At 48.6% G+C, this 18,237-nt stretch carries 14 protein-coding genes; 7 read left to right on the top strand and 7 right to left on the bottom strand.

Annotated elements, in window-relative coordinates; translation table 11 throughout:
• Positions 1 to 52 precede the first annotated feature (52 nt).
• The 4 genes from iolG to AK963_RS11270 all read left to right on the top strand — a co-directional run bounded on the left by iolG (position 53) and on the right by AK963_RS11270 (position 5,776).
• Positions 53 to 1,039, top strand: a complete 987-nt coding sequence (gene iolG / locus AK963_RS11285; RefSeq protein WP_066015553.1) for an inositol 2-dehydrogenase — start codon at positions 53 to 55, stop codon at positions 1,037 to 1,039.
• Positions 1,040 to 1,219: 180 nt separating this feature from the next.
• Positions 1,220 to 3,142, top strand: coding sequence for a bifunctional 5-dehydro-2-deoxygluconokinase/5-dehydro-2-deoxyphosphogluconate aldolase (locus AK963_RS11280; RefSeq protein ID WP_066015552.1), 1,923 nt, complete (start codon positions 1,220 to 1,222; stop codon positions 3,140 to 3,142).
• A 44-nt stretch (positions 3,143 to 3,186) separates the two neighbouring features.
• On the top strand, positions 3,187 to 4,689 hold the full coding sequence (locus AK963_RS11275) for a CoA-acylating methylmalonate-semialdehyde dehydrogenase (RefSeq protein ID WP_066015551.1): 1,503 nt from the start codon (positions 3,187 to 3,189) through the stop codon (positions 4,687 to 4,689).
• Between the two features lie 205 nt (positions 4,690 to 4,894).
• Complete coding sequence (locus AK963_RS11270) at positions 4,895 to 5,776, top strand: sugar phosphate isomerase/epimerase family protein (protein ID WP_066015550.1); 882 nt, start codon at positions 4,895 to 4,897, stop codon at positions 5,774 to 5,776.
• 60 nt (positions 5,777 to 5,836) lie between these two features.
• Here the strand turns inward: AK963_RS11270 and AK963_RS11265 are convergent, their stop codons facing one another.
• The 5 genes from AK963_RS11265 to AK963_RS11245 all read right to left on the bottom strand — a co-directional run bounded on the left by AK963_RS11265 (position 5,837) and on the right by AK963_RS11245 (position 11,856).
• Entirely contained in the window at positions 5,837 to 7,222 is a 1,386-nt protein-coding gene (locus AK963_RS11265) for a short-chain fatty acid transporter (RefSeq protein ID WP_066015549.1), read from the bottom strand.
• Between the two features lie 321 nt (positions 7,223 to 7,543).
• Positions 7,544 to 8,734, bottom strand: a complete 1,191-nt coding sequence (locus AK963_RS11260; RefSeq protein WP_066015548.1) for an acetyl-CoA C-acetyltransferase — start codon at positions 8,732 to 8,734, stop codon at positions 7,544 to 7,546.
• Positions 8,734 to 9,405: a 3-oxoacid CoA-transferase subunit B gene (locus AK963_RS11255; RefSeq protein ID WP_066015547.1), complete on the bottom strand. Its 672-nt coding sequence runs from the start codon at positions 9,403 to 9,405 to the stop codon at positions 8,734 to 8,736. Before AK963_RS11255 ends, AK963_RS11260 begins: the two co-directional genes overlap by 1 nt.
• 12 nt (positions 9,406 to 9,417) lie before the next feature.
• Complete coding sequence (locus AK963_RS11250) at positions 9,418 to 10,071, bottom strand: CoA transferase subunit A (RefSeq protein WP_066015546.1); 654 nt, start codon at positions 10,069 to 10,071, stop codon at positions 9,418 to 9,420.
• A gap of 291 nt (positions 10,072 to 10,362) precedes the next feature.
• Positions 10,363 to 11,856 carry a hypothetical protein gene (locus AK963_RS11245; RefSeq protein ID WP_066015545.1) on the bottom strand — a complete coding sequence of 498 codons (1,494 nt, stop codon included), beginning with the start codon at positions 11,854 to 11,856 and terminating at the stop codon, positions 10,363 to 10,365.
• 264 nt (positions 11,857 to 12,120) lie between these two features.
• Between AK963_RS11245 and AK963_RS11240 the strand changes: the two genes are divergently transcribed.
• Entirely contained in the window at positions 12,121 to 13,080 is a 960-nt protein-coding gene (locus AK963_RS11240) for a LysR family transcriptional regulator (RefSeq protein ID WP_066015544.1), read from the top strand.
• A 14-nt stretch (positions 13,081 to 13,094) separates the two neighbouring features.
• On the opposite strand, the gene AK963_RS11235 is transcribed toward AK963_RS11240, so the two are convergent.
• Both AK963_RS11235 and AK963_RS11230 read right to left on the bottom strand, forming a co-directional pair.
• Entirely contained in the window at positions 13,095 to 13,622 is a 528-nt protein-coding gene (locus AK963_RS11235; RefSeq protein ID WP_066015543.1) for a phosphoribosyltransferase, read from the bottom strand.
• Positions 13,622 to 14,479 carry a Cof-type HAD-IIB family hydrolase gene (locus tag AK963_RS11230; RefSeq protein WP_066015563.1) on the bottom strand — a complete coding sequence of 286 codons (858 nt, stop codon included), beginning with the start codon at positions 14,477 to 14,479 and terminating at the stop codon, positions 13,622 to 13,624. Before AK963_RS11230 ends, AK963_RS11235 begins: the two co-directional genes overlap by 1 nt.
• Before the next feature lie 179 nt (positions 14,480 to 14,658).
• Here AK963_RS11230 and AK963_RS11225 point away from each other — a divergent pair, with 179 nt between their 5' ends.
• Positions 14,659 to 16,005: an NAD(P)-binding domain-containing protein gene (locus tag AK963_RS11225; RefSeq protein ID WP_066015542.1), complete on the top strand. Its 1,347-nt coding sequence runs from the start codon at positions 14,659 to 14,661 to the stop codon at positions 16,003 to 16,005.
• A 226-nt stretch (positions 16,006 to 16,231) separates the two neighbouring features.
• Positions 16,232 to 17,296 (top strand): OmpA family protein, encoded by a 1,065-nt coding sequence (locus AK963_RS11220; RefSeq protein ID WP_066015541.1) that lies wholly within the window; start codon positions 16,232 to 16,234, stop codon positions 17,294 to 17,296.
• Positions 17,297 to 18,237: the final 941 nt, after the last annotated feature.

The following is an 18,237-nucleotide window of genomic DNA, read 5'->3' as shown; positions in this document are numbered from 1 at the left end:
AAAGCCCGGAGAAAACCAGGCGCTGACTACAAAGAACATACTGGAGAAAATAATGATTAACTTCGCCGTCATCGGTGCAGGTCGTATTGGCCGCATCCATGCTGCTAATGTGGCTGAATCACCGGCTTGCCATATTCACTCAATTGTTGACCCATTTCCGGAAGCAGCCGCAGCTTTGGCAACAGCATTAAATGCCAAAGTCAGTACTGTTGAAGACGTTTTGGCAGATCCTGAGATTCACGCTGTTGTTATCTGTACACCAACAGACACCCACTGCGATCTGATTGAGCGATCTGCTCGAGCTGGCAAAGCCATCTTCTGTGAAAAACCCGTAGATCTTGATATTTCCAGAGCTCGTGATTGCGCGGCCACTGTTCGTGAAACCGGTGTCGTTTGTGCCCTGGGCTTTAACCGTCGTTATGACCCAACCTTTAACTCTCTGAAACAGCGAATTGCCGACGGTGCTATCGGAGCAACCGAGCAAGTTATTATCACCAGCCGTGACCCAAGCCCTCCTCCAGCGGAATACGTCAAACAGTCTGGTGGCCTTTTCCGCGATATGATGATTCATGACCTTGATATGGCTTGCTGGCTGCTGGGTGAGAAGCCCGTTGAAGTGTATGCAACCGGCAGTTGCCTGGTAGACCCAGCCATTGGAGAGGCCGGTGACATTGACTCAGCGATGGTCCTTCTGAAAACCGCCAGTGGTAAAATCTGCCATATCAACAATAGCCGACGTTCTGTTTACGGCTACGATCAGCGTATAGAAGTCTTTGGATCCGAAGGAATGGTACAGGCAGGGAACCATAAGCCCAGCGAAGTCACTGTCAGCAACCATCAGGGAGTTTCACAGGATCAGCCAGAACACTTCTTCCTGGAGCGTTACCGTCAGGCCTATAAAATTGAGCTGCAGAACTTTATCGATGCCCTGGTGGATGGCAAACAACTGCTGACCAATATCGATGATGGCATTAATGCCCTTGAACTGGCAGATGCCTGTGTTGCGTCCATGACTACCGGTAAGCGCATCACACTCTGATTTTCCACCCCCCTTAAAAGCCAGCACCTGCTGGTTTTTTTTCATTCCTGTGATTCTTGCTTCAAGTCAAATAAATCAAAAATTCCATATGATAAAAATATGAAATAAATATTTCATATTACTTCAGTAAGAACCAGCTACCACAAAAACAGTCCCTCAGAAAATGGGAGTACCAGAATCATGAGCAAAACGCTGGATGTCATCTGCATAGGCCGTATCGCTGTTGACTTCTATGCCCAGCAAATTGGCAGCCGCTTGGAAGATGTAACTTCCATGGCCAAATACCTTGGGGGATCATCAGGCAATGTCGCTTATGGTACTGCCCGCCAGGGGTTGAACTCTGCCATGCTGGCCAGGGTTGGCCATGACCATATGGGGCGATTCCTCAAAGAAGAGCTGGATCGGGTTGGCTGTTCAACCGATCACCTGATGACCGATACCGAACGACTGACCGCACTCGTTGTACTGGGCATTGAGGACCAGGATACTTTTCCCCTGATTTTCTATCGTGAAAACTGTGCCGATATGGCGCTGTGTGATGCCGATATTCACGAAGACACTATTGCCAGTGCCAGAGTGCTCCATATCACCGGCACCCATTTTTCCACCCCCACAACAAACGCCGCCTGTCGTAAAGCAATCGAGTTTGCCAGAAAAAACGGTACCCGCACTTCACTGGATATCGATTATCGCCCCGTACTCTGGGGGCTCACCGGCAAGGCCGAAGGTGAAAATCGGTTTGTTGCCAATGATAAGGTGACGGAGCATCTGCAAAGTATCGTTCCACTGTTTGACCTGATCGTGGGTACCGAAGAAGAACTTCATATTGCTGGTGGCACCACAGATACACTGGCCGCCCTAAGGAAGGTGCGCGAGCTCAGCAAAGCAACCATCGTCCTTAAACGGGGAGCGTTGGGTGCATCGGTGTACACCGGTGAAATACCAGAAGACCTGGATGGTGGTATTAATGGCCAGGGCGTCCGTATTGAAGTGCTGAACGTACTGGGTGCCGGTGATGCCTTCATGTCGGGCCTGTTACGGGGTTTTGTCCGTGAAGAGCCCTGGGAGCAATGCCTCCGTTACGCCAATGCCTGTGGCGCTCTGGTGGTATCCCGACACGGTTGTGCACCGGCGATGCCATCGGTTGAAGAATTGGATTACTACCTGGCCAGAGAGCAGGAAATTCTCCGCCCAGACCTGGATGAACATCTGAATTATCTCCATCGGGTGACCTGTCGGGATGTGCAATGGCCTGAACTCAATGTGCTGGCATTTGACCATCGTCTTCAACTGGAAGAGATGTGTGATCAGGCTGGTGTTGAACGGGCACGTATCAAGCCACTTAAGCGCCTGATTCTGGAGGCCGCCCGACAGGGTGCCCGTGAAATGGGCCTGGAGGGTAAAGCCGGTATTCTCTGTGATGATACCTATGGTCAGGATACGCTGAATGACATTACCGGCAAGGGGTGGTGGATAGGCCGCCCTGTAGAGCTGCCGGGCTCCCGCCCTCTTCGCTTTGAGCACGGTAACCACTCGACAGCCAGTGTCGCCAGCCGTTTAACCACATGGTCTTCTGAACACGTAGTGAAATGTCTCTGCTTCTACCATCCGGATGATGAGGAAACGCTGAGACTGGATCAGGAACATCAGGTTCAATCGGTATACAACGCCTGTCTGGCCAGTGGTCATGAGTTCCTGTTGGAGCTGATTCCGCCCAAAGGTTCTGCAACGGATGATCAGACTCTGGTTCGTTCCATGGAACGTTTCTATGACATTGGCGTTCGCCCAGACTGGTGGAAAGTCCCCGCTCCCTCCCGCAGCGCCTGGCTGGCCATTGAGTCCCTGCTTCAGGAAAAAGCACCACACTGTCGCGGTGTCATTCTTCTTGGCCTGGACGCCCCTGAAGAAGAGCTCAAAAAAGGATTTAACGCCGCTTCAGGCATCAGTGTCTGTAAAGGCTTCATGGTTGGCCGCACTATTTTTGGTCAACCTTCAAAGGCATGGCTTGCGGGTGAAATTACCGATGATGAACTGCTCCACCAGGTAACGAACAACTACATCCGATTGATTCAGTTCTGGCAGGAACGCAGCTATCAAGCCTGACTAGTGCTGACCTTTTAATAATTTAGAGAATGAAGGAAATACGAATGACAACCATCGGCAACTATATCAACGGTGAATTACTGGCCAGCACTTCTGGCCGCACCAGCCCTGTTTTTAACCCAGCCACCGGTGAAAAGACACATGTCGTCAGTCTGGCAACGGCTGAAGAAACTACTCAAGCCATTGCGGCAGCCAAAGCTGCATTTCCTGCCTGGTCACTGACCAGCCCCCTGAAGCGGGCACGCATTATGTTCCGCTTTAAAGAACTGATTGAAGCCAATATTGATGAACTGGCAACACTGATATCCCGTGAACACGGCAAGATTCTCTCCGATGCCAAAGGTGAGATGGTTCGTGGCCTTGAAGTGGTCGAATTTGCCTGTGGCATTCCACACCTGGTCAAAGGTGAGAACTCCATGAATGTGGGTGGCGGTGTCGACAGCTGGTCACAGATGATGCCATTGGGGGTTTGCACTGGTGTTGTTCCTTTCAATTTCCCGGCCATGGTGCCTATGTGGATGTTCCCGGTTGCACTCGCTACCGGTAATACCTTTGTCCTGAAGCCTTCCGAAAAGGTGCCAGGTGCCATGATGCGCATGGCTGAACTGCTTACCGAGGCAGGTTTGCCCAAAGGTGTCTTTAACATTGTGAACGGTGACCGGGACGCCGTTGATGTCCTGCTGACCCACCCGGATGTCGAAGCCGTCAGCTTTGTCGGTTCAACACCGGTGGCCGAATACATCTACAACCGTGGCTGCCAGCATGGTAAGCGGGTGCAGGCACTGGGTGGTGCCAAGAACCATATGGTCATTATGCCGGATGCCGATATGGAAGCCGCTGCCAATGCCTTGATGGGTGCAGCCTATGGTGCCGCCGGTGAGCGTTGCATGGCGGTATCAGTAGCCGTTCCGGTGGGTGAAGGAACCGCCGAACGCCTGCTGGAGGTTCTGAAGCCTAAGGTAGAAGCACTGCGTGTTGGTCCCGGTATCGTTGACGGCCAGGAAAACGAGATGGGGGCCCTGATCAGTGAGCAGCACCTGAATAAGGTGAAAGGCTATATTGACCAGGGCGTTGCGGAAGGGGCCAGGTTGTTGATCGATGGTCGTGGTCTGACCATTCCCGGTCATGAAAAAGGCTTCTTTATCGGTGGCACGCTGTTTGATCACGTCACACCGAACATGACCATTTATAAGGAAGAAATTTTTGGCCCGGTACTGAGCATCTGTCGTGTTGAAAGCTTCAAGGATGCGGTGGATCTGATCAATAACCATGAGTATGGGAATGGCACGGCGCTCTTTACCCGTGATGGCAAGGCCGCCAGAGAGTTTGCCCAGCACATTCAGGTGGGCATGGTCGGTATTAACGTCCCCGTCCCGGTACCGATGGCGTTCCACAGTTTTGGCGGCTGGAAACGCTCTCTGTTTGGTCCTCTGCACATGCATGGCCCAGACGGTGTCCGCTTCTATACCCGTATGAAGATGGTGACCAGTCGCTGGAATGACCATGATCCATCACAGTCTGTTTTCTCAATGCCCACGATGAAATAGCCGCACGTTTTGAACACCCCTTAATTATCTCAAAAGGCCGTCTCAACGCTTTGGTAATTAAGGGGTAACGTGACTTTGGACAAAAGATCATACGGCAGTTTTTTATACATTACTTTTCTCACTCCCACGGGGAACCGCAGGAACGGGAAAGCCGTTAAACCCATTTTATAAAAACGCTTATTATCCTTTTTAGCGGAAGTTAGTTATGCCTTTTGCGTTACACGGAATGTGCTCTCTGCACAATAACATTGTCAGCGATATTCGCCTGGCAAAAGAAACCGGATATGAAGGCCTTGAAATTCACACGGAAAAACTCTGGCGCTATATCAATGCCGGTTTAACCGCAGAACACCTCAAGCACCTTCTGGACAAGGCACATATCAAGCCAACAGCCATTGATATTGTCGGCTCTGTAGAAGCCAGCGATCGCGCTACACAGCAAAAGGTATTTCAAGAAGTTGAAACCCTCTGTCAGTTCGCCAGCACCATCGGTGCCCCGACCATTCAGTTAAATGCCTTTGAAGCACTTAATGGTCTGTCCGTCGAAGACAATATTCAGATCACGGCCCGTAATATCCGTGAAATAGCCGACATTGGTCAGCAGTACGGCATTCGCTTCCAGTATGAAGGTGCTGCCTGGACACCCATTGCCAAGCTGGATGACTACCTGCGGCTTCACGATGCGGTCAGCTGCGATAACTTCGGTTTTGTTCTGGACACGTGGCACTTCTGGGCCTGTCGTGGCGCAACCCCTGATGAGATGGCACAGCTGCCGGTTGAACTGATTTATAACGTCCATCTTTCCGATGGACTTCGTCCAGAAGAAGGTTCGCCCTGGGTTGATGAAAGAGAGCTGCGGGGATGCCTGCTGGGTGAAGGTAATATTCCACTTCAGGAGTGGGTTGATGCCATCAAGAGCACCGGCTATCAGGGCTTCTATTCCGGAGAGTTTCTGAATGACCAGCTCTGGGAGTCTGACCACTATGAAGTGGCCAGCAAAATGCTGGCGTCCATGCAGACATTGGTTTTAGGTGCTGCAGAAATGACGATCCCCAGTAAAACTACCGTAATGCCAACCGTACATTAAATGCTTTCTTAACAGTAAAACACCGCCGATAGGCGGTGTTTTTTTATACCGAGCGACTGATCAGAAGAACGTCATACCCGCGCAGATAATCACCCCGGAAGCGATCAGAACGACAAGGCAGTAGCCCATAATATCTTTCGCTCCCAAACCCGCAATACCCAGGGCAGGCAGAGCCCAGAATGGCTGAATCATGTTGGTCCATGCATCTCCCCAGGCGATGGCCATGGCAGTTTTGGCGGAATCAACGCCCAGTTCAAGACCCGCTGGCATCATAATGGGAGCCTGAACGGCCCACTGACCACCACCGGAAGGCACAAAGAAATTCACGATACCTGCACTCAGGAACGTAAACAGCGGGAATGTGGTTTCATTGGATATGGATACAAACCAGTCAGAAATCACACTGGCAACGGAACTTCCTTCAGGACCCGCAGCCGTCATCATGCCCATAATGCCGGCATAGAAAGGGAACTGCAGCAAAATACCGGCGGTGTTTCTGGCTCCGGAAAATACCGCATCCAGCAAACGACGAGGGGTACCATGAAGAATAATGGCCGTAAACAGGAAGACGAAGTTCACGATATTCAGGTTCAGGGCAAAACCATTGCGAACGAAGTAGCCGATAATAAATGCATACCCCATTACACCGAGCAGTAATGACAGTGCTTTACTGTTCTCAATGCGTTCAGCCGGTGTCATTTCATTAACTGGCTTTTCTGGTGAATGATCCTCTTTCAATAACTCGGGATCAATCACAAATACCTGATCCGCAGAAGGGTGCATTGCCCGATTCAGCAGAGGAATCACCAGTAACAGCAGAGCAATAATGGCCAGATTAAAGAACGAAAACATGGTTTGGGATGTTGGGATAATCCCGGTTATCGCACCCTGAGTGACTTTTGCCAGATTACCATCGGTAGCAATTGAGAGTGGTACGGAGCCGGACAGTCCACCGTGCCAGAACAGAAAGCCGCTGTAGGCGGAGGCAATCAATAAACGATAGTCGACGTTTTTAACCCGGGCAGCCAGTTCCCGGGCAAACAGTGCGCCGATAACCAGTCCAAAGCCCCAGTTAATCAGACAGGCCAGGGCAGAAATAAAGCTCACCAGGTAAATCGCCTGGGTTGGCGTTTTTGCCATGCCAGCTATGTGAGAAAGACCTCGCTTGAAAACCGGTGCCGACGCCATTGCATGACCGGTCACCACCACCAGCGCCATCTGCATGGCAAATTCCAGCAACCCCCAGAAACCACCAGCCCAGGCATTCACCATGGCCATAGGCCCCTGGCTGCTCATCGGCATAGCCATCAGAAAGACAAACAGTGTCAGCAGTGCGGCAAAAATAAATGGATCTGGCAGATACTTTTGCACCAGCGCCACACATCCCCCGGAAAAACGCTGAAGCAGACTGTTTTGCTGTTTCAACTCTTGTGTCAGAGCAACCATGAAAAGGCTCCTGAAAAATCTGACATTGAAATAATTGTTGGTTTTTTATTGGAACCACAGAGAGCACAACGTTCACAAAGGTAAAGAAAGATCTTTCTTTGTGTGCTCTGTGGTCTTTGTGGTTCAAACGGTTATTCTGGAAATAGAGGACCGTTATTTTGGGAAGTGATGGAAGGGGCTGTCGAAAAAGGTAGCGAGTGCAGGCAAGACAAGGCAAAAAACGGTGAAAAAGCGCAGTTTACAAATAGTAAATGAGCATTTTGAGCCTTTTTTTAACGCAGTATTGGCAAACGCAGCCCTTTTGCGGCAGCCTCTGGGGGTTTATTCCCGTTCCACCACCATGGCAATCCCCATACCACCACCAATGCACAATGTGGCAAGGCCATGACGGACATCTCGCTTCTGCATTTCATGAAGCAGAGAGACCAGAATCCGGGCACCGGAAGCACCAATCGGATGACCCAGGGCTACCGCACCGCCGTTGACGTTGGTTTTCTCCGGATCCAGCTCCAGGCCTTCAACCACAGAAAGCGCTTGAACCGCAAACGCCTCATTCGCCTCAACCAGATCAATATCCGCCACCGTGAGCCCTGCTCTGGACAGTGCTTTCTTTGTGGCAGGCACAGGTCCATAGCCCATCACTTCCGGTGAAACACCGGCGGAAGCGGAAGCTTTGATCACGGCCATAGGTTTCAGTCCTAGGGACTCGGCTTTACTGCGGGACATCAGCAGCAACATGGCAGCGCCATCGTTAATGCTGGAAGCATTACCCGCCGTTACTGTGCCATCTTTGCTGAAGGCAGGACGCAGTTGTGCCAGCTTTTCTACCGACGTGTTTCTCGGACCTTCGTCTTTATCTACTACCACTGTCTGCTTTCTATCCACCACCTCAACCGGCACGATTTCTTCAGCAAAGCGGTTGGCTTCCTGAGCTGCCAGCGCACGTTCCTGACTTCTGGCTGCATACTCATCCTGTGCTTCACGGCTGATGTGATAACGCTCTGCCAGGTTCTCCGCGGTAATGCCCATGTGGTAGTCATTGAAGACATCGGTCAAACCATCACTGATCATGGTATCCAGAAGCTGGCCATGTCCCATTCGCTGACCCCAGCGTGCCTTGGGCAGGACATAAGGCGACTGACTCATATTTTCTGAACCACCCGCCAGGGCAACCTCAATATCACCACAGGCAATGGCCTGAGCGGCTAGGGCAACCGCTTTCAGGCCAGAACCGCAGACCTTGCTGACGTTATAAGCCGTACTCTCTGTGGACATGCCAACACCCAGGGCTACCTGACGGGCAATGTTCATACCCTGCCCTGCGCCAAGTACATTACCCAGAATCAGCTCCTGTACCTCTTCAGCCTTAACACCGGCTTTCTCCAGAGCTGCCTTTGCTGCACAGATGCCCAGCTCAGCGGGCGTAACAGAAGCCAGGGCACCATTGAACGTTCCAATGGGGGTACGAACAGCACTGACAATCACCACTTCTTCTAATGGACGGTCTTGCATTACTCAATCTCTCCGAATGTTTTCAGGTCGCTGGCAATTTTCAGTTCTGCGCCAGTGGCTTTGATGACCTGCTCTACGGTGGTATCCACAGCGATTTCAGTTAACAATAGTCCGTTTTCAGTCACCTCGATGACCGCCATTTCAGTAACAATCAGGTTGACCTGACCTTTTGCCGTCAATGGCAGGTTGCAACGCTGGAGGATTTTAGGTTCTCCATTCTTGTTGCAATGCTCCATGGCGATAATGACCTGCTTTGCCCCAGTCACCAGATCCATGGCGCCGCCCATACCGGGCACCATTTTTCCGGGAATAATCCAGTTCGCCAGATTGCCTTCAGCATCCACTTCCAATGCGCCCAGCACCGTGCTGTCAACATGACCACCACGGATAATGGCAAAGGACAGACTGCTGTCGAAATAGGAAACTTCGGGTACCGTGCTGACCGGCTGACCACCCGCATTGGTGATATCCACATCCAGGTTGTCATCGGTCACGGCATCGCGACCAATACCGATCATGCCGTTCTCAGACTGAAACAGAATGCCCATCTCATCGCTGACATGATTGGCCACCAGCGTGGGCATACCAATACCCAGATTAACCAGACTGCCCGGTTTGAGTTCTTCAGCGACCCGTTTAACGATACGGTTACGCAATGCCTGCTTGTCCATGTCCGTCACTCCTCAAACCGCTACGATAAAGTCAACAAAAGTGCCTGGCAGCGTGAAGCGGTCGGCTTCCACGTCACCCACTTCAACCACTTGCTCTGCCTCTACAATGACCAGCTTCGCTGCAGTCGCCATCAACGGGTTAAAGTTCTTGGTGGTTTTATTGAAAATGCAGTTGCCCGCTTTATCCACAATGGAGGCTTTGATCAAGGCGACATCTGCTGTTAATGGCATCTCCAGCAGATACTCCTCACCTTCTACAGTGACCTTCTGTTTGCCTTCTTCAACCATGGTTCCCAGACCGGTTTTGGTCAGAAAGCCACCCATGCCCGCACCGCCACAGCGAATGCGTTCTGCCAGAGTACCCTGGGGAATCAGTTCAACCTCCAGTTCACCGGTATTCATCTGGCGCCCGGTTTCCGGGTTCAAACCAATGTGTGAGGCTTTGACACTTTTTGCCTGCTTGCTGGAGATTAACTGTCCGATTCCTTTATCGGCATAACCGGTATCCGTACAGATAATGTTCAACTCTCCAGTACCCAGATCAACCAGGTGGTTAATCACATTCAGAGGTGACCCTGTGGCCATAAAACCACCGATCATGACCCGATCATTGGGTTTGATTTTTTCGACGGCCTGCTCCGGGCTGATAATGGGTTTGAGTTGCATCGTTATAGTCTCATCCGTTGAAGAGGCTTCTTGGTGAACATTTTGAGCCTCTGAATCTGGTTGAAACCTATTATTCGAATTTTAAGGAAAAGCAGAACAGCACAGCTGCAACCATGACTTTGCAAATTTGCAAACCGGATCTGAAGATATGTCTGTGATGGGGGGTATTGACGACAAACAAACCGCACTACTCAGTGGGAAGTTATGGTACGGCTTGTCTGTAGTTGTGGGTGATTTAAGCCTCTGACTGCGCGAAAAAGTAACCTTAATGAAAAAGAAGCGATTTAATCGCTACGTTTTCAGGCTCTCCATCATTTCCACTTTTGCCAAAGGCCATTGCTCTAAAAAATCGTTCACCCTTCCTTTCGGAGTTGGTACCTTACATTCCTGAAACTGGCCTGGCATGTCACCTGGCATCAGGTCACCAGGTATATACAAACCATATAGGGCAGGTCCGAGGGCAGCATCGACAGTTTCAACAGACAGCGTTTCCTGAGAATATTGAGGAAGGTGACTGCAGAAATAATGCACTGCATCAAGCAAGTCTATAAATACGATCCGGTCTTTTTCTGTTTTCAGTCGATCGAACACTTCTTTATAACTTTCTTTTGAACTGCCTTGTATACAGTATGTACTCCTTAATTGATCTTTTGCGTAACTGGCAAGTGCCTGAGCTTGAGCCGGATGCAGCACTGGAACACTCTCCATCGATGCCGTTTTGGCAGTCTTTACTTTTGTGAGAAGCTTTTTGCTCATGTTTTCTTTTAACGCTTTTACACCTTGAGTGCTACCAACTGTCCTGAATAAGCCTTCTTCACCTGAAAACTCTATAAGCTGGAGTTTAAATAGCTTGCTATTCACAACCAGGATCAAATCCTTATTCCCACTCTTAGTATGCTCAGAAATCTTTCTCATGCCTTCCAAGTCAAGTTGATCAAAAAGAGAAGAAGCCTTATTTAAATCTGGCTTCTTCTCTTTAACTAATTTCATGGCATTACTCATACACTCTGGATATTTGACCAGCTTATCAACTTCTTCTAGGTGCTCTTTAACTTCTGTCATGAATTGCTGTGCAAAAGGGCCAATTCTCTTTGGAGGGATTGTTGACTTAGACCAAAGTAGTTCCTTATATGCTTCAAGCGCGTCTTTCTTTAATTGAGGAAGCATGCCATAGCGATTCTTGTCACACTCCAGTTTATCAATTGATTTTAAACATTCGGATAACATCAATTGCATTTGGCGAATTTTTTCCTGCTGTACTTCAGCTGGACTTTTTTCTGGAGAAACAGGAATTTTTCCATCAGGTTCTTTACCTTTTAATTCTTTCTTATCACCTCGCCACTTTTTACCAGCTCTACGTTGAATTCCACTGCCTTCATGCTCAGCTTTTGGAGCTCTATCTCCATGCCCACCCTGCCCTGTTTTCTGAAGCCTGCCCTCCAATTCTGCGCGAAACAGCTGGCCACCAACCTTGCCTTTAATATCAGGCGACATATTTTCTTTTTCTGACATTGAATCAGAGCTTTCATCAAACGATCCATCCAAAGCAATGCCGGATTCACTGGAATCCTGGTGCTCCAATACCGTGACCGATTTTTGATCCCCAAAGTTATCATTTGGTGTCCTAACACCCTGTGCTGTCTGTGGTGCAATATTTTCATCTGATTTTTCAGCAGACCTGTTATGATCACCAAATTTAGGTCTTTTAGGAGGCTTGGGTGGAGGAGTAGGTGGCTTTTTTATTTGCTGATGATTTGACTGATCATTTGGTCCGATACCGTTCATTCCAGTAATCCTTTACTCTGGTTATTAAGAATAACGTTAGCAAAATGGAAAAATAGATCCTCAAGATCCTCAAGATCCTCAAGTTATGACTGTCAGACTATTGGTAAATAGTATCGTGTTCACAACGAATACAGCTTTTGCGTCATAAACCTGACAGTTGAGCCTCTCTACCACCAGTCTATAAATACATCAAACATGATCTGGATTAGCTTTTTTACTGGAGAGCCCCGCTACAATTGATCACCTCGATAAGCAGGATGATCCATGGCGACAGGAACAAAACCCCACAGCCTCTTAGAAAGCAGCGATCCAAACCTCAGTGGCAAAATGGATTTTTTTGTGCGAATGGTGCGAACCGGCTCTATTACCGCTGCAGCTGAGGAAGTAAACCTCTCAATATCCACTGGCTCTCGATGGCTCAGTGATTTGGAGCAGCAACTGGGCGTCAAGCTTTACTGTCGACGTGGTGCATCATTTACCCTGACCTCGGCTGGACAATGCCTGTTTGAAAAATTCGGGCCCATCAGCGATAACATTCATTCGCTGATTATGGAAATGGGCAGCTTTGTTGATGAGCCCCAGGGGCTTGTGCGCATCTGCTGTACGCCGATCTTTGCGCAGAGTGTACTGCTGCCCGTGATTAATGCCTTTAACCGTCGATATCGCAAAGTTCGTTTCTCACTGGATATCAACCCCTATGGATTGAGCCAGTACTACCGTTATGACCTGATCATTAATGCCGAAACGTCATACCAGCCCCAGGAAAATCGCACGCTGCCTCTGGTTAAAAGAAATTTACTGACCGAGCCCTTTGTACTGGTCGCTTCGACAAGCTATCTGAAAACCCGCCAGCCTATACACCTTCCAGAACAACTTCAGGAGCATACCTGTCTGTACGCAGACTCCTTAACTCATTCACGGCAGTGGGCTTTTAAAGAGGATGGTCAGGTTCGTTTGATTAATATTTCAGATAATCTTGAAGTCAGCGACACCAACCTGCTGTTTGATGCCGCCAAAATGGGAATGGGTATCGCCTATTTACCACGCTATGTAGTTGAAAGCAGTGTTCGCAGTGGTCAGCTGGTAAAGCTTCTACCGAATCATCAGACCGCCCACTGGATGCTGAACCTTTACTACCCTGAACTGAAGCAGATGGATCAGGGATGCGTGTTGTTTAAGGATTTTTTCCTGAACACATACCGTGATCAACTCAGCAACCAATAGAGAATACCTGATGGTTAGGGCCTATGCAGCTTTGAAATGAAAGGAATATTCCGATACCTGTCCTGCCATGGCAGACCATAACCCACCAGCAAGTCATCATTTCCCATTTCATAAGCAAAATACTGCTTTACCGGTATATCAACACGCCCAGGCTTCACCAGAAGGATAGCAATTGAAACAGACAGAACCTCAAAACTGGAAGCTATGTATTCGACAATGCGTTTCATGGTACCACCAGACTCAATCGCATCGTCCACCAGTACCACGTGTTTACCTTTCACGCTGATGTTCTGATGGTAAACAATCTCAGACGTATTGTTTCTATCGCCCGGAGTATGCGGACAGGAGATATAATCCATGGACAGGTCAAATGTCAGCTTTCTGACCAGGTCGGCGGTAAACAATATACCGCCGGGAACGACACTGATAATCACAACCTCATCACCAGCAAACTGATCATTCAGCTGGGCTGCGACGTTTTCAGCGCCAGCGGCAATCTGTTCCTGAATTAAAACCAGTTCACCCATGTGCTTTTCATTCATCAGGCCACTCCGTCAAACAGGGTATTGGAGCTTAGCCTGTCCAGAGCACCGCTCAAAATATGGTCAATGGTTTCCAGAACACCTTCATCATTATTGGCGGGCGCTGAAAAACGGGCAATCTGCCGGATGCTGTCACTGGCATTGTTCATGGCAAAGCTGAAGCCTGCTTTTTGCAGCATCTCCATATCATTGCCGCTGTCACCAAAGGCCGCCACTTCATCATCGGTAATGTCCCACTGTTCCTGCAACAGATGAATTCCATGGGCCTTATGGACACCGGGGATGATCAGATCAATCCACTCGTGGCCACTGGTAACCGACACCAGCACGTCACCCAGCTTCTCTCTGGCCGCTTCCAACACAGTATCGTGTATGGCTGGAGACATTTTGATGGCGATTTTTAGAACAGTATCGTTTATATCCTGATAGCTCTGAATCAGCTCAAGACGCTGGTAGTGATTGCGGGCATTGGCTACTTCTGCAGGATCAGCAGTGTTTAAAACATAGGCGCTGTTCCGGCCACAGATAATAGCAGTTACGGCTTTCAGGCTTTCCAGAAACGGGTAGACACGGTCCAGAGTTTCGGCCGCAATATCCGCGACAAACAGCTCCTGCTGACCATCGTGAACATAGCCGCCATTTTCTGCAACGTAGGCAATATCGCCAGCATCAATATCCTCAAAATAGGATCTCAGCTTGTAATACTGGTTGCCACTGGCAACAACGAATCGAATACCCCGAGCCTTGAGGGCCTTGAACTGTTCCAGAAAACGCTCACGATTATACGTTTTGTTATCAGTCAGAAACGTGCCATCCATATCGACAGCAATCAATTTTATTCCGGTGTAGCCTGCCATTTCTGTTGTTATCTCTGAGGGTAAAATTGGAATCATATTGCTCAAACTACAGCAGCCCAATCCCCCTTTATATAGGGAAAATTACCGCTGATTTCAGGTCATTACAGCATCACTACTTTTGACTCGGAGGAAACCGATTTCTACATCTAGACTTATCGAGCAATGAGGAGAAATCAGCCATGACTCGAGTGGCCGTAATTGGTGCAGGTCCATCAGGCATTTCGGTGTTACACGCCTTTAAATCGGCACAAAATAAAGGAGCCGATATTCCGGAGATTGTCTGTTTTGAAAAGCAGGATACATGGGGTGGGCTTTGGAACTTTACCTGGCGAACCGGGCTTGATGAATATGGTGAGCCCATTCACAGCTCAATGTATCGCCACCTCTGGTCCAACGGACCCAAAGAGTGTCTGGAGTTTGCGGACTATTCTTTTGAAGAACACTTTGGCAAACCCATACCCAGTTACCCACCTAGGGAAGTATTAGCTGACTATATCTACGGGCGAGCCGAAAAATCCGGGATTCATAACTGGATTCACTTTCGTCATGCAGCCCGCTGGATCGAATACCACCAAGAGCAGAAAGTATTTTCTGTCATAGTTCATGATCTGGTGAATGACTGTCAGAAGCGCGAACTATTCGATTACATCATTGTTGCCACCGGTCACTTCTCAACTCCTAATGTTCCTGAGTTTGAGGGTATCGAAACCTTTACGGGCAGAGTTTTGCATGCCCACGACTTTCGTGATGCCCGGGAGTTTAAAGATCAAGCGGTACTTATTATTGGCAGCAGTTATTCAGCGGAAGATATCGGCTCTCAATGCTTGAAGTTCGGGGCAAAATCCATCACCGCCAGCTATCGCACACAACCGATGAGTTTTCACTGGCCCGGTAACTGGGAAACCAAACCACTACTCAACAAAATGGAAGATAAGACAGTGCACTTCTGCGATGGTTCCACGAAAGCCATTGATACCATTATTCTGTGCACTGGCTACCTTCACCACTTCCCATTTATGCAGGATGATATTCGTCTTGTGACCACTAACCGCCTGTGGACTCCAGGTCTCTATCAGGGCATTGCACTGGAAAATAATCCCCGCGTTATGTATCTGGGCATGCAGGACCAGTTTTACACCTTCACGCTGTTCGATGCTCAGGCCTGGTGGGCAAGGGACATTATTATCCAACGAATCAAACTTCCTTCTGCCACTGATATGTCAAAACACAGTGCCAAATGGCAAGAGCGGGAAAGCACCCTGAAAACCGATGAAGATAAGATCTGGTTTCAAGGTGACTATGTAAGAGAGCTGATCAATCAGACGGACTATCCAGAACTGGATACGGAAGCCATTAACAGACTATTTATGGAGTGGGAGTATCATAAACACCAGGACATCATGGATTATCGAAGTAACAGTTACCGGTCTGTGATCACCGGAACGCAGGCTCCATTGCTTAAAACCTCATGGAGTAAAACGACGGATGATTCGATGACAGTTTTCTTAAATAATCATTATCAGTAGTGATGTTAATATCCACGTCCCCCCCCTTTATACAGTCGCTATACACAACCTTGACACTCAATCAAGTGCACAGGTAACATTTCTCAGCAAAAAACCAGAACATAAGTACAAATACATAAATACACAGTATTCATTCTGGCGTAAAAATCACGTAATCTCCTCCGCCCTTTGGCGCATGCGCTCTAAAGGCACAAACACAACACAAAACACACGCAGAGAAGACATCATGAAAGTGCAAGGTTTCGCACGCTCACTGATTGCCATCGCAATTGGTGCAACCGTCAGCAGTTCTGTTATTGCCGGTGAAATGGCATCACAGGTAGTGGATAAAGGGCTGACATTCACCATTGGTGCTGCTTACAACGATCTGGACAGCGTCCGCGATCTGGACAACAAACTGGCACCAGAAGTCGGTATTGGCTACCGCCTGAATGACCGTTTCAGTGTTGAAGGTATCTACTCTCAGTACTCCACAGACCAGAAAACAAGTGGAGATGCTGACCTGAAAGAATTCCGTCTGGACGCATTCTATGACCTGACCCCATGGAATGGTTCTCTGACCCCTTACGTTGTTGCCGGTATTTCTGAACTGGAAACTGATCTCAAAGTCGATGGAGAACACGACGACACTCGCATGAATGCCGGTTTTGGTTTGAGAAAAGCCTTTACTCCAAACCTCTCCATCCGTGGTGATGTGCGTGCCGTTCGTACTCTGGATTACGCTCAGACAGAAGCCATGGCGAACGTTGCCCTGACCTGGACCTTTGGCAGTGTGGCCAAAGCGGCAGAGCCCGTTGCAGTGGTTGAGCCTGTTCAGGAAGAAGTTGTTGCAAAGGTTGAGCCAGCACCGGTTCTGGATGCTGATATGGACGGCGTTCTGGACAAGGACGATCTGTGCCCAAATACAGCAGAAGGCATTACCGTTGACCAGACCGGCTGTGAGCCAATGAAGGCCATTGACCTGCTGGTTAACTTTGAATTCGATTCCGAAGTCATTAACCAGGAAGGCGTTGATCAGATTGCCAAGATGGGTGAGTTCCTGCAGCGTTACCCAGAAGCTCGCATCCGTATTGAAGGTCATACCGATGCACGTGGCAAAGCGGCTTATAACGAGCAACTGTCTGTTCGTCGTGCGGACATTATCCGTCAACAACTGATCGAGAAACACGGTATTGACGCAGAGCGTATCGATGCGGTTGGTATGGGTGAGAGTGAGCCTGTCGCCAACAACGATACTGTTGAAGGCCGTCAGCAGAACCGTCGTGTGACTGCTGAAGTTATTTCTGGATGATACGACTACGGTCAGGCATTCGCCTGACCGACTTTAGATATAAGAACCAGCACAATACTCGGAAGCCCATGCTATTTTCAATCCAATTTTGTATGGAAAAAAGATACTACGCTACCGATGCTTTATCATCCTCCCAAAGCTTAAGAAAACAAAAATTCCCGAGATTTAGAAATAATATTCAGAATATTTTTTTATTTTTGAAAAAATCTCAGATGTATATTGCAAACTTTACTTTTTGTCTGAAAAAGTTAACTTGCCGTTAGCAGACACTAACACCAGAATGAAACCACCGCTTTTCCACAACATCCCCCCAGCTTAATCGGCTTGAATTTCTCCCAACAGCGCATTATCTTGTGTATATAAATGGTCGACACACAATATATAGTACCCTCGCTGCTGATCGACACATTGCATGACAAGACAGTCTGTAGAAAATTTCTGAAGTAATGCTCGGGCAGAAACAACGAATTTTCGGTGTTCAGCAGCCCAAAAAGGAATAGAAATCGGTGTGCAGGGAAGAATACTCATACAGGTTTTCAGTCGCTTAGTGTGCTGTCTTAGTCCTGCGTAAAAAGAGCAGAGTCTGTCCAGATAGAAATTTTCCGGCTTTATCTCGGGTATGGTTCAATCACCTAAAACTATTGGGTGGATTTTATTAATCGCTAAATATTAAATATAAAGAAGAGGGACGCTTGATAAGGTATTTAAGCAAACTAATTGCTGACAAAGACCGTTTGTATGACCTGATTACAGGAACTTTTATAGAGCATTTAGTCGGGTCTCTATGGATAAATATAAATGAATCTGAAGTATTTGTCATCACCGATGTAATAAGTCTTCAAAACACCAGTTTAATTTGACCTCCCGATTAACCCTTTTCTGGCCGATTGTTTTCCTGTTGGTATCAAGCAGGGAGCAGCGCCATGACCAATCGAGAGGAC

Source organism: Endozoicomonas atrinae, assembly GCF_001647025.1.
Lineage (GTDB): Bacteria > Pseudomonadota > Gammaproteobacteria > Pseudomonadales > Endozoicomonadaceae > Endozoicomonas > Endozoicomonas atrinae.
Note: the sequence above shows the minus strand (reverse complement) of the source record. Positions and strands in the feature narration are given on the sequence as shown.

Coding starts and splice junctions, on each gene's coding strand:
- iolG (WP_066015553.1), top strand. CDS start 53: ATGATTAACTTCGCCGTCATCGGTGCAGGTCGTATTGGCCGCATCCAT.
- AK963_RS11280 (WP_066015552.1), top strand. CDS start 1,220: ATGAGCAAAACGCTGGATGTCATCTGCATAGGCCGTATCGCTGTTGAC.
- AK963_RS11275 (WP_066015551.1), top strand. CDS start 3,187: ATGACAACCATCGGCAACTATATCAACGGTGAATTACTGGCCAGCACT.
- AK963_RS11270 (WP_066015550.1), top strand. CDS start 4,895: ATGCCTTTTGCGTTACACGGAATGTGCTCTCTGCACAATAACATTGTC.
- AK963_RS11265 (WP_066015549.1), bottom strand. CDS start 7,222: ATGGTTGCTCTGACACAAGAGTTGAAACAGCAAAACAGTCTGCTTCAG.
- AK963_RS11260 (WP_066015548.1), bottom strand. CDS start 8,734: ATGCAAGACCGTCCATTAGAAGAAGTGGTGATTGTCAGTGCTGTTCGT.
- AK963_RS11255 (WP_066015547.1), bottom strand. CDS start 9,405: ATGGACAAGCAGGCATTGCGTAACCGTATCGTTAAACGGGTCGCTGAA.
- AK963_RS11250 (WP_066015546.1), bottom strand. CDS start 10,071: ATGCAACTCAAACCCATTATCAGCCCGGAGCAGGCCGTCGAAAAAATC.
- AK963_RS11245 (WP_066015545.1), bottom strand. CDS start 11,856: ATGAACGGTATCGGACCAAATGATCAGTCAAATCATCAGCAAATAAAA.
- AK963_RS11240 (WP_066015544.1), top strand. CDS start 12,121: ATGGCGACAGGAACAAAACCCCACAGCCTCTTAGAAAGCAGCGATCCA.
- AK963_RS11235 (WP_066015543.1), bottom strand. CDS start 13,622: ATGAATGAAAAGCACATGGGTGAACTGGTTTTAATTCAGGAACAGATT.
- AK963_RS11230 (WP_066015563.1), bottom strand. CDS start 14,479: ATGGCAGGCTACACCGGAATAAAATTGATTGCTGTCGATATGGATGGC.
- AK963_RS11225 (WP_066015542.1), top strand. CDS start 14,659: ATGACTCGAGTGGCCGTAATTGGTGCAGGTCCATCAGGCATTTCGGTG.
- AK963_RS11220 (WP_066015541.1), top strand. CDS start 16,232: ATGAAAGTGCAAGGTTTCGCACGCTCACTGATTGCCATCGCAATTGGT.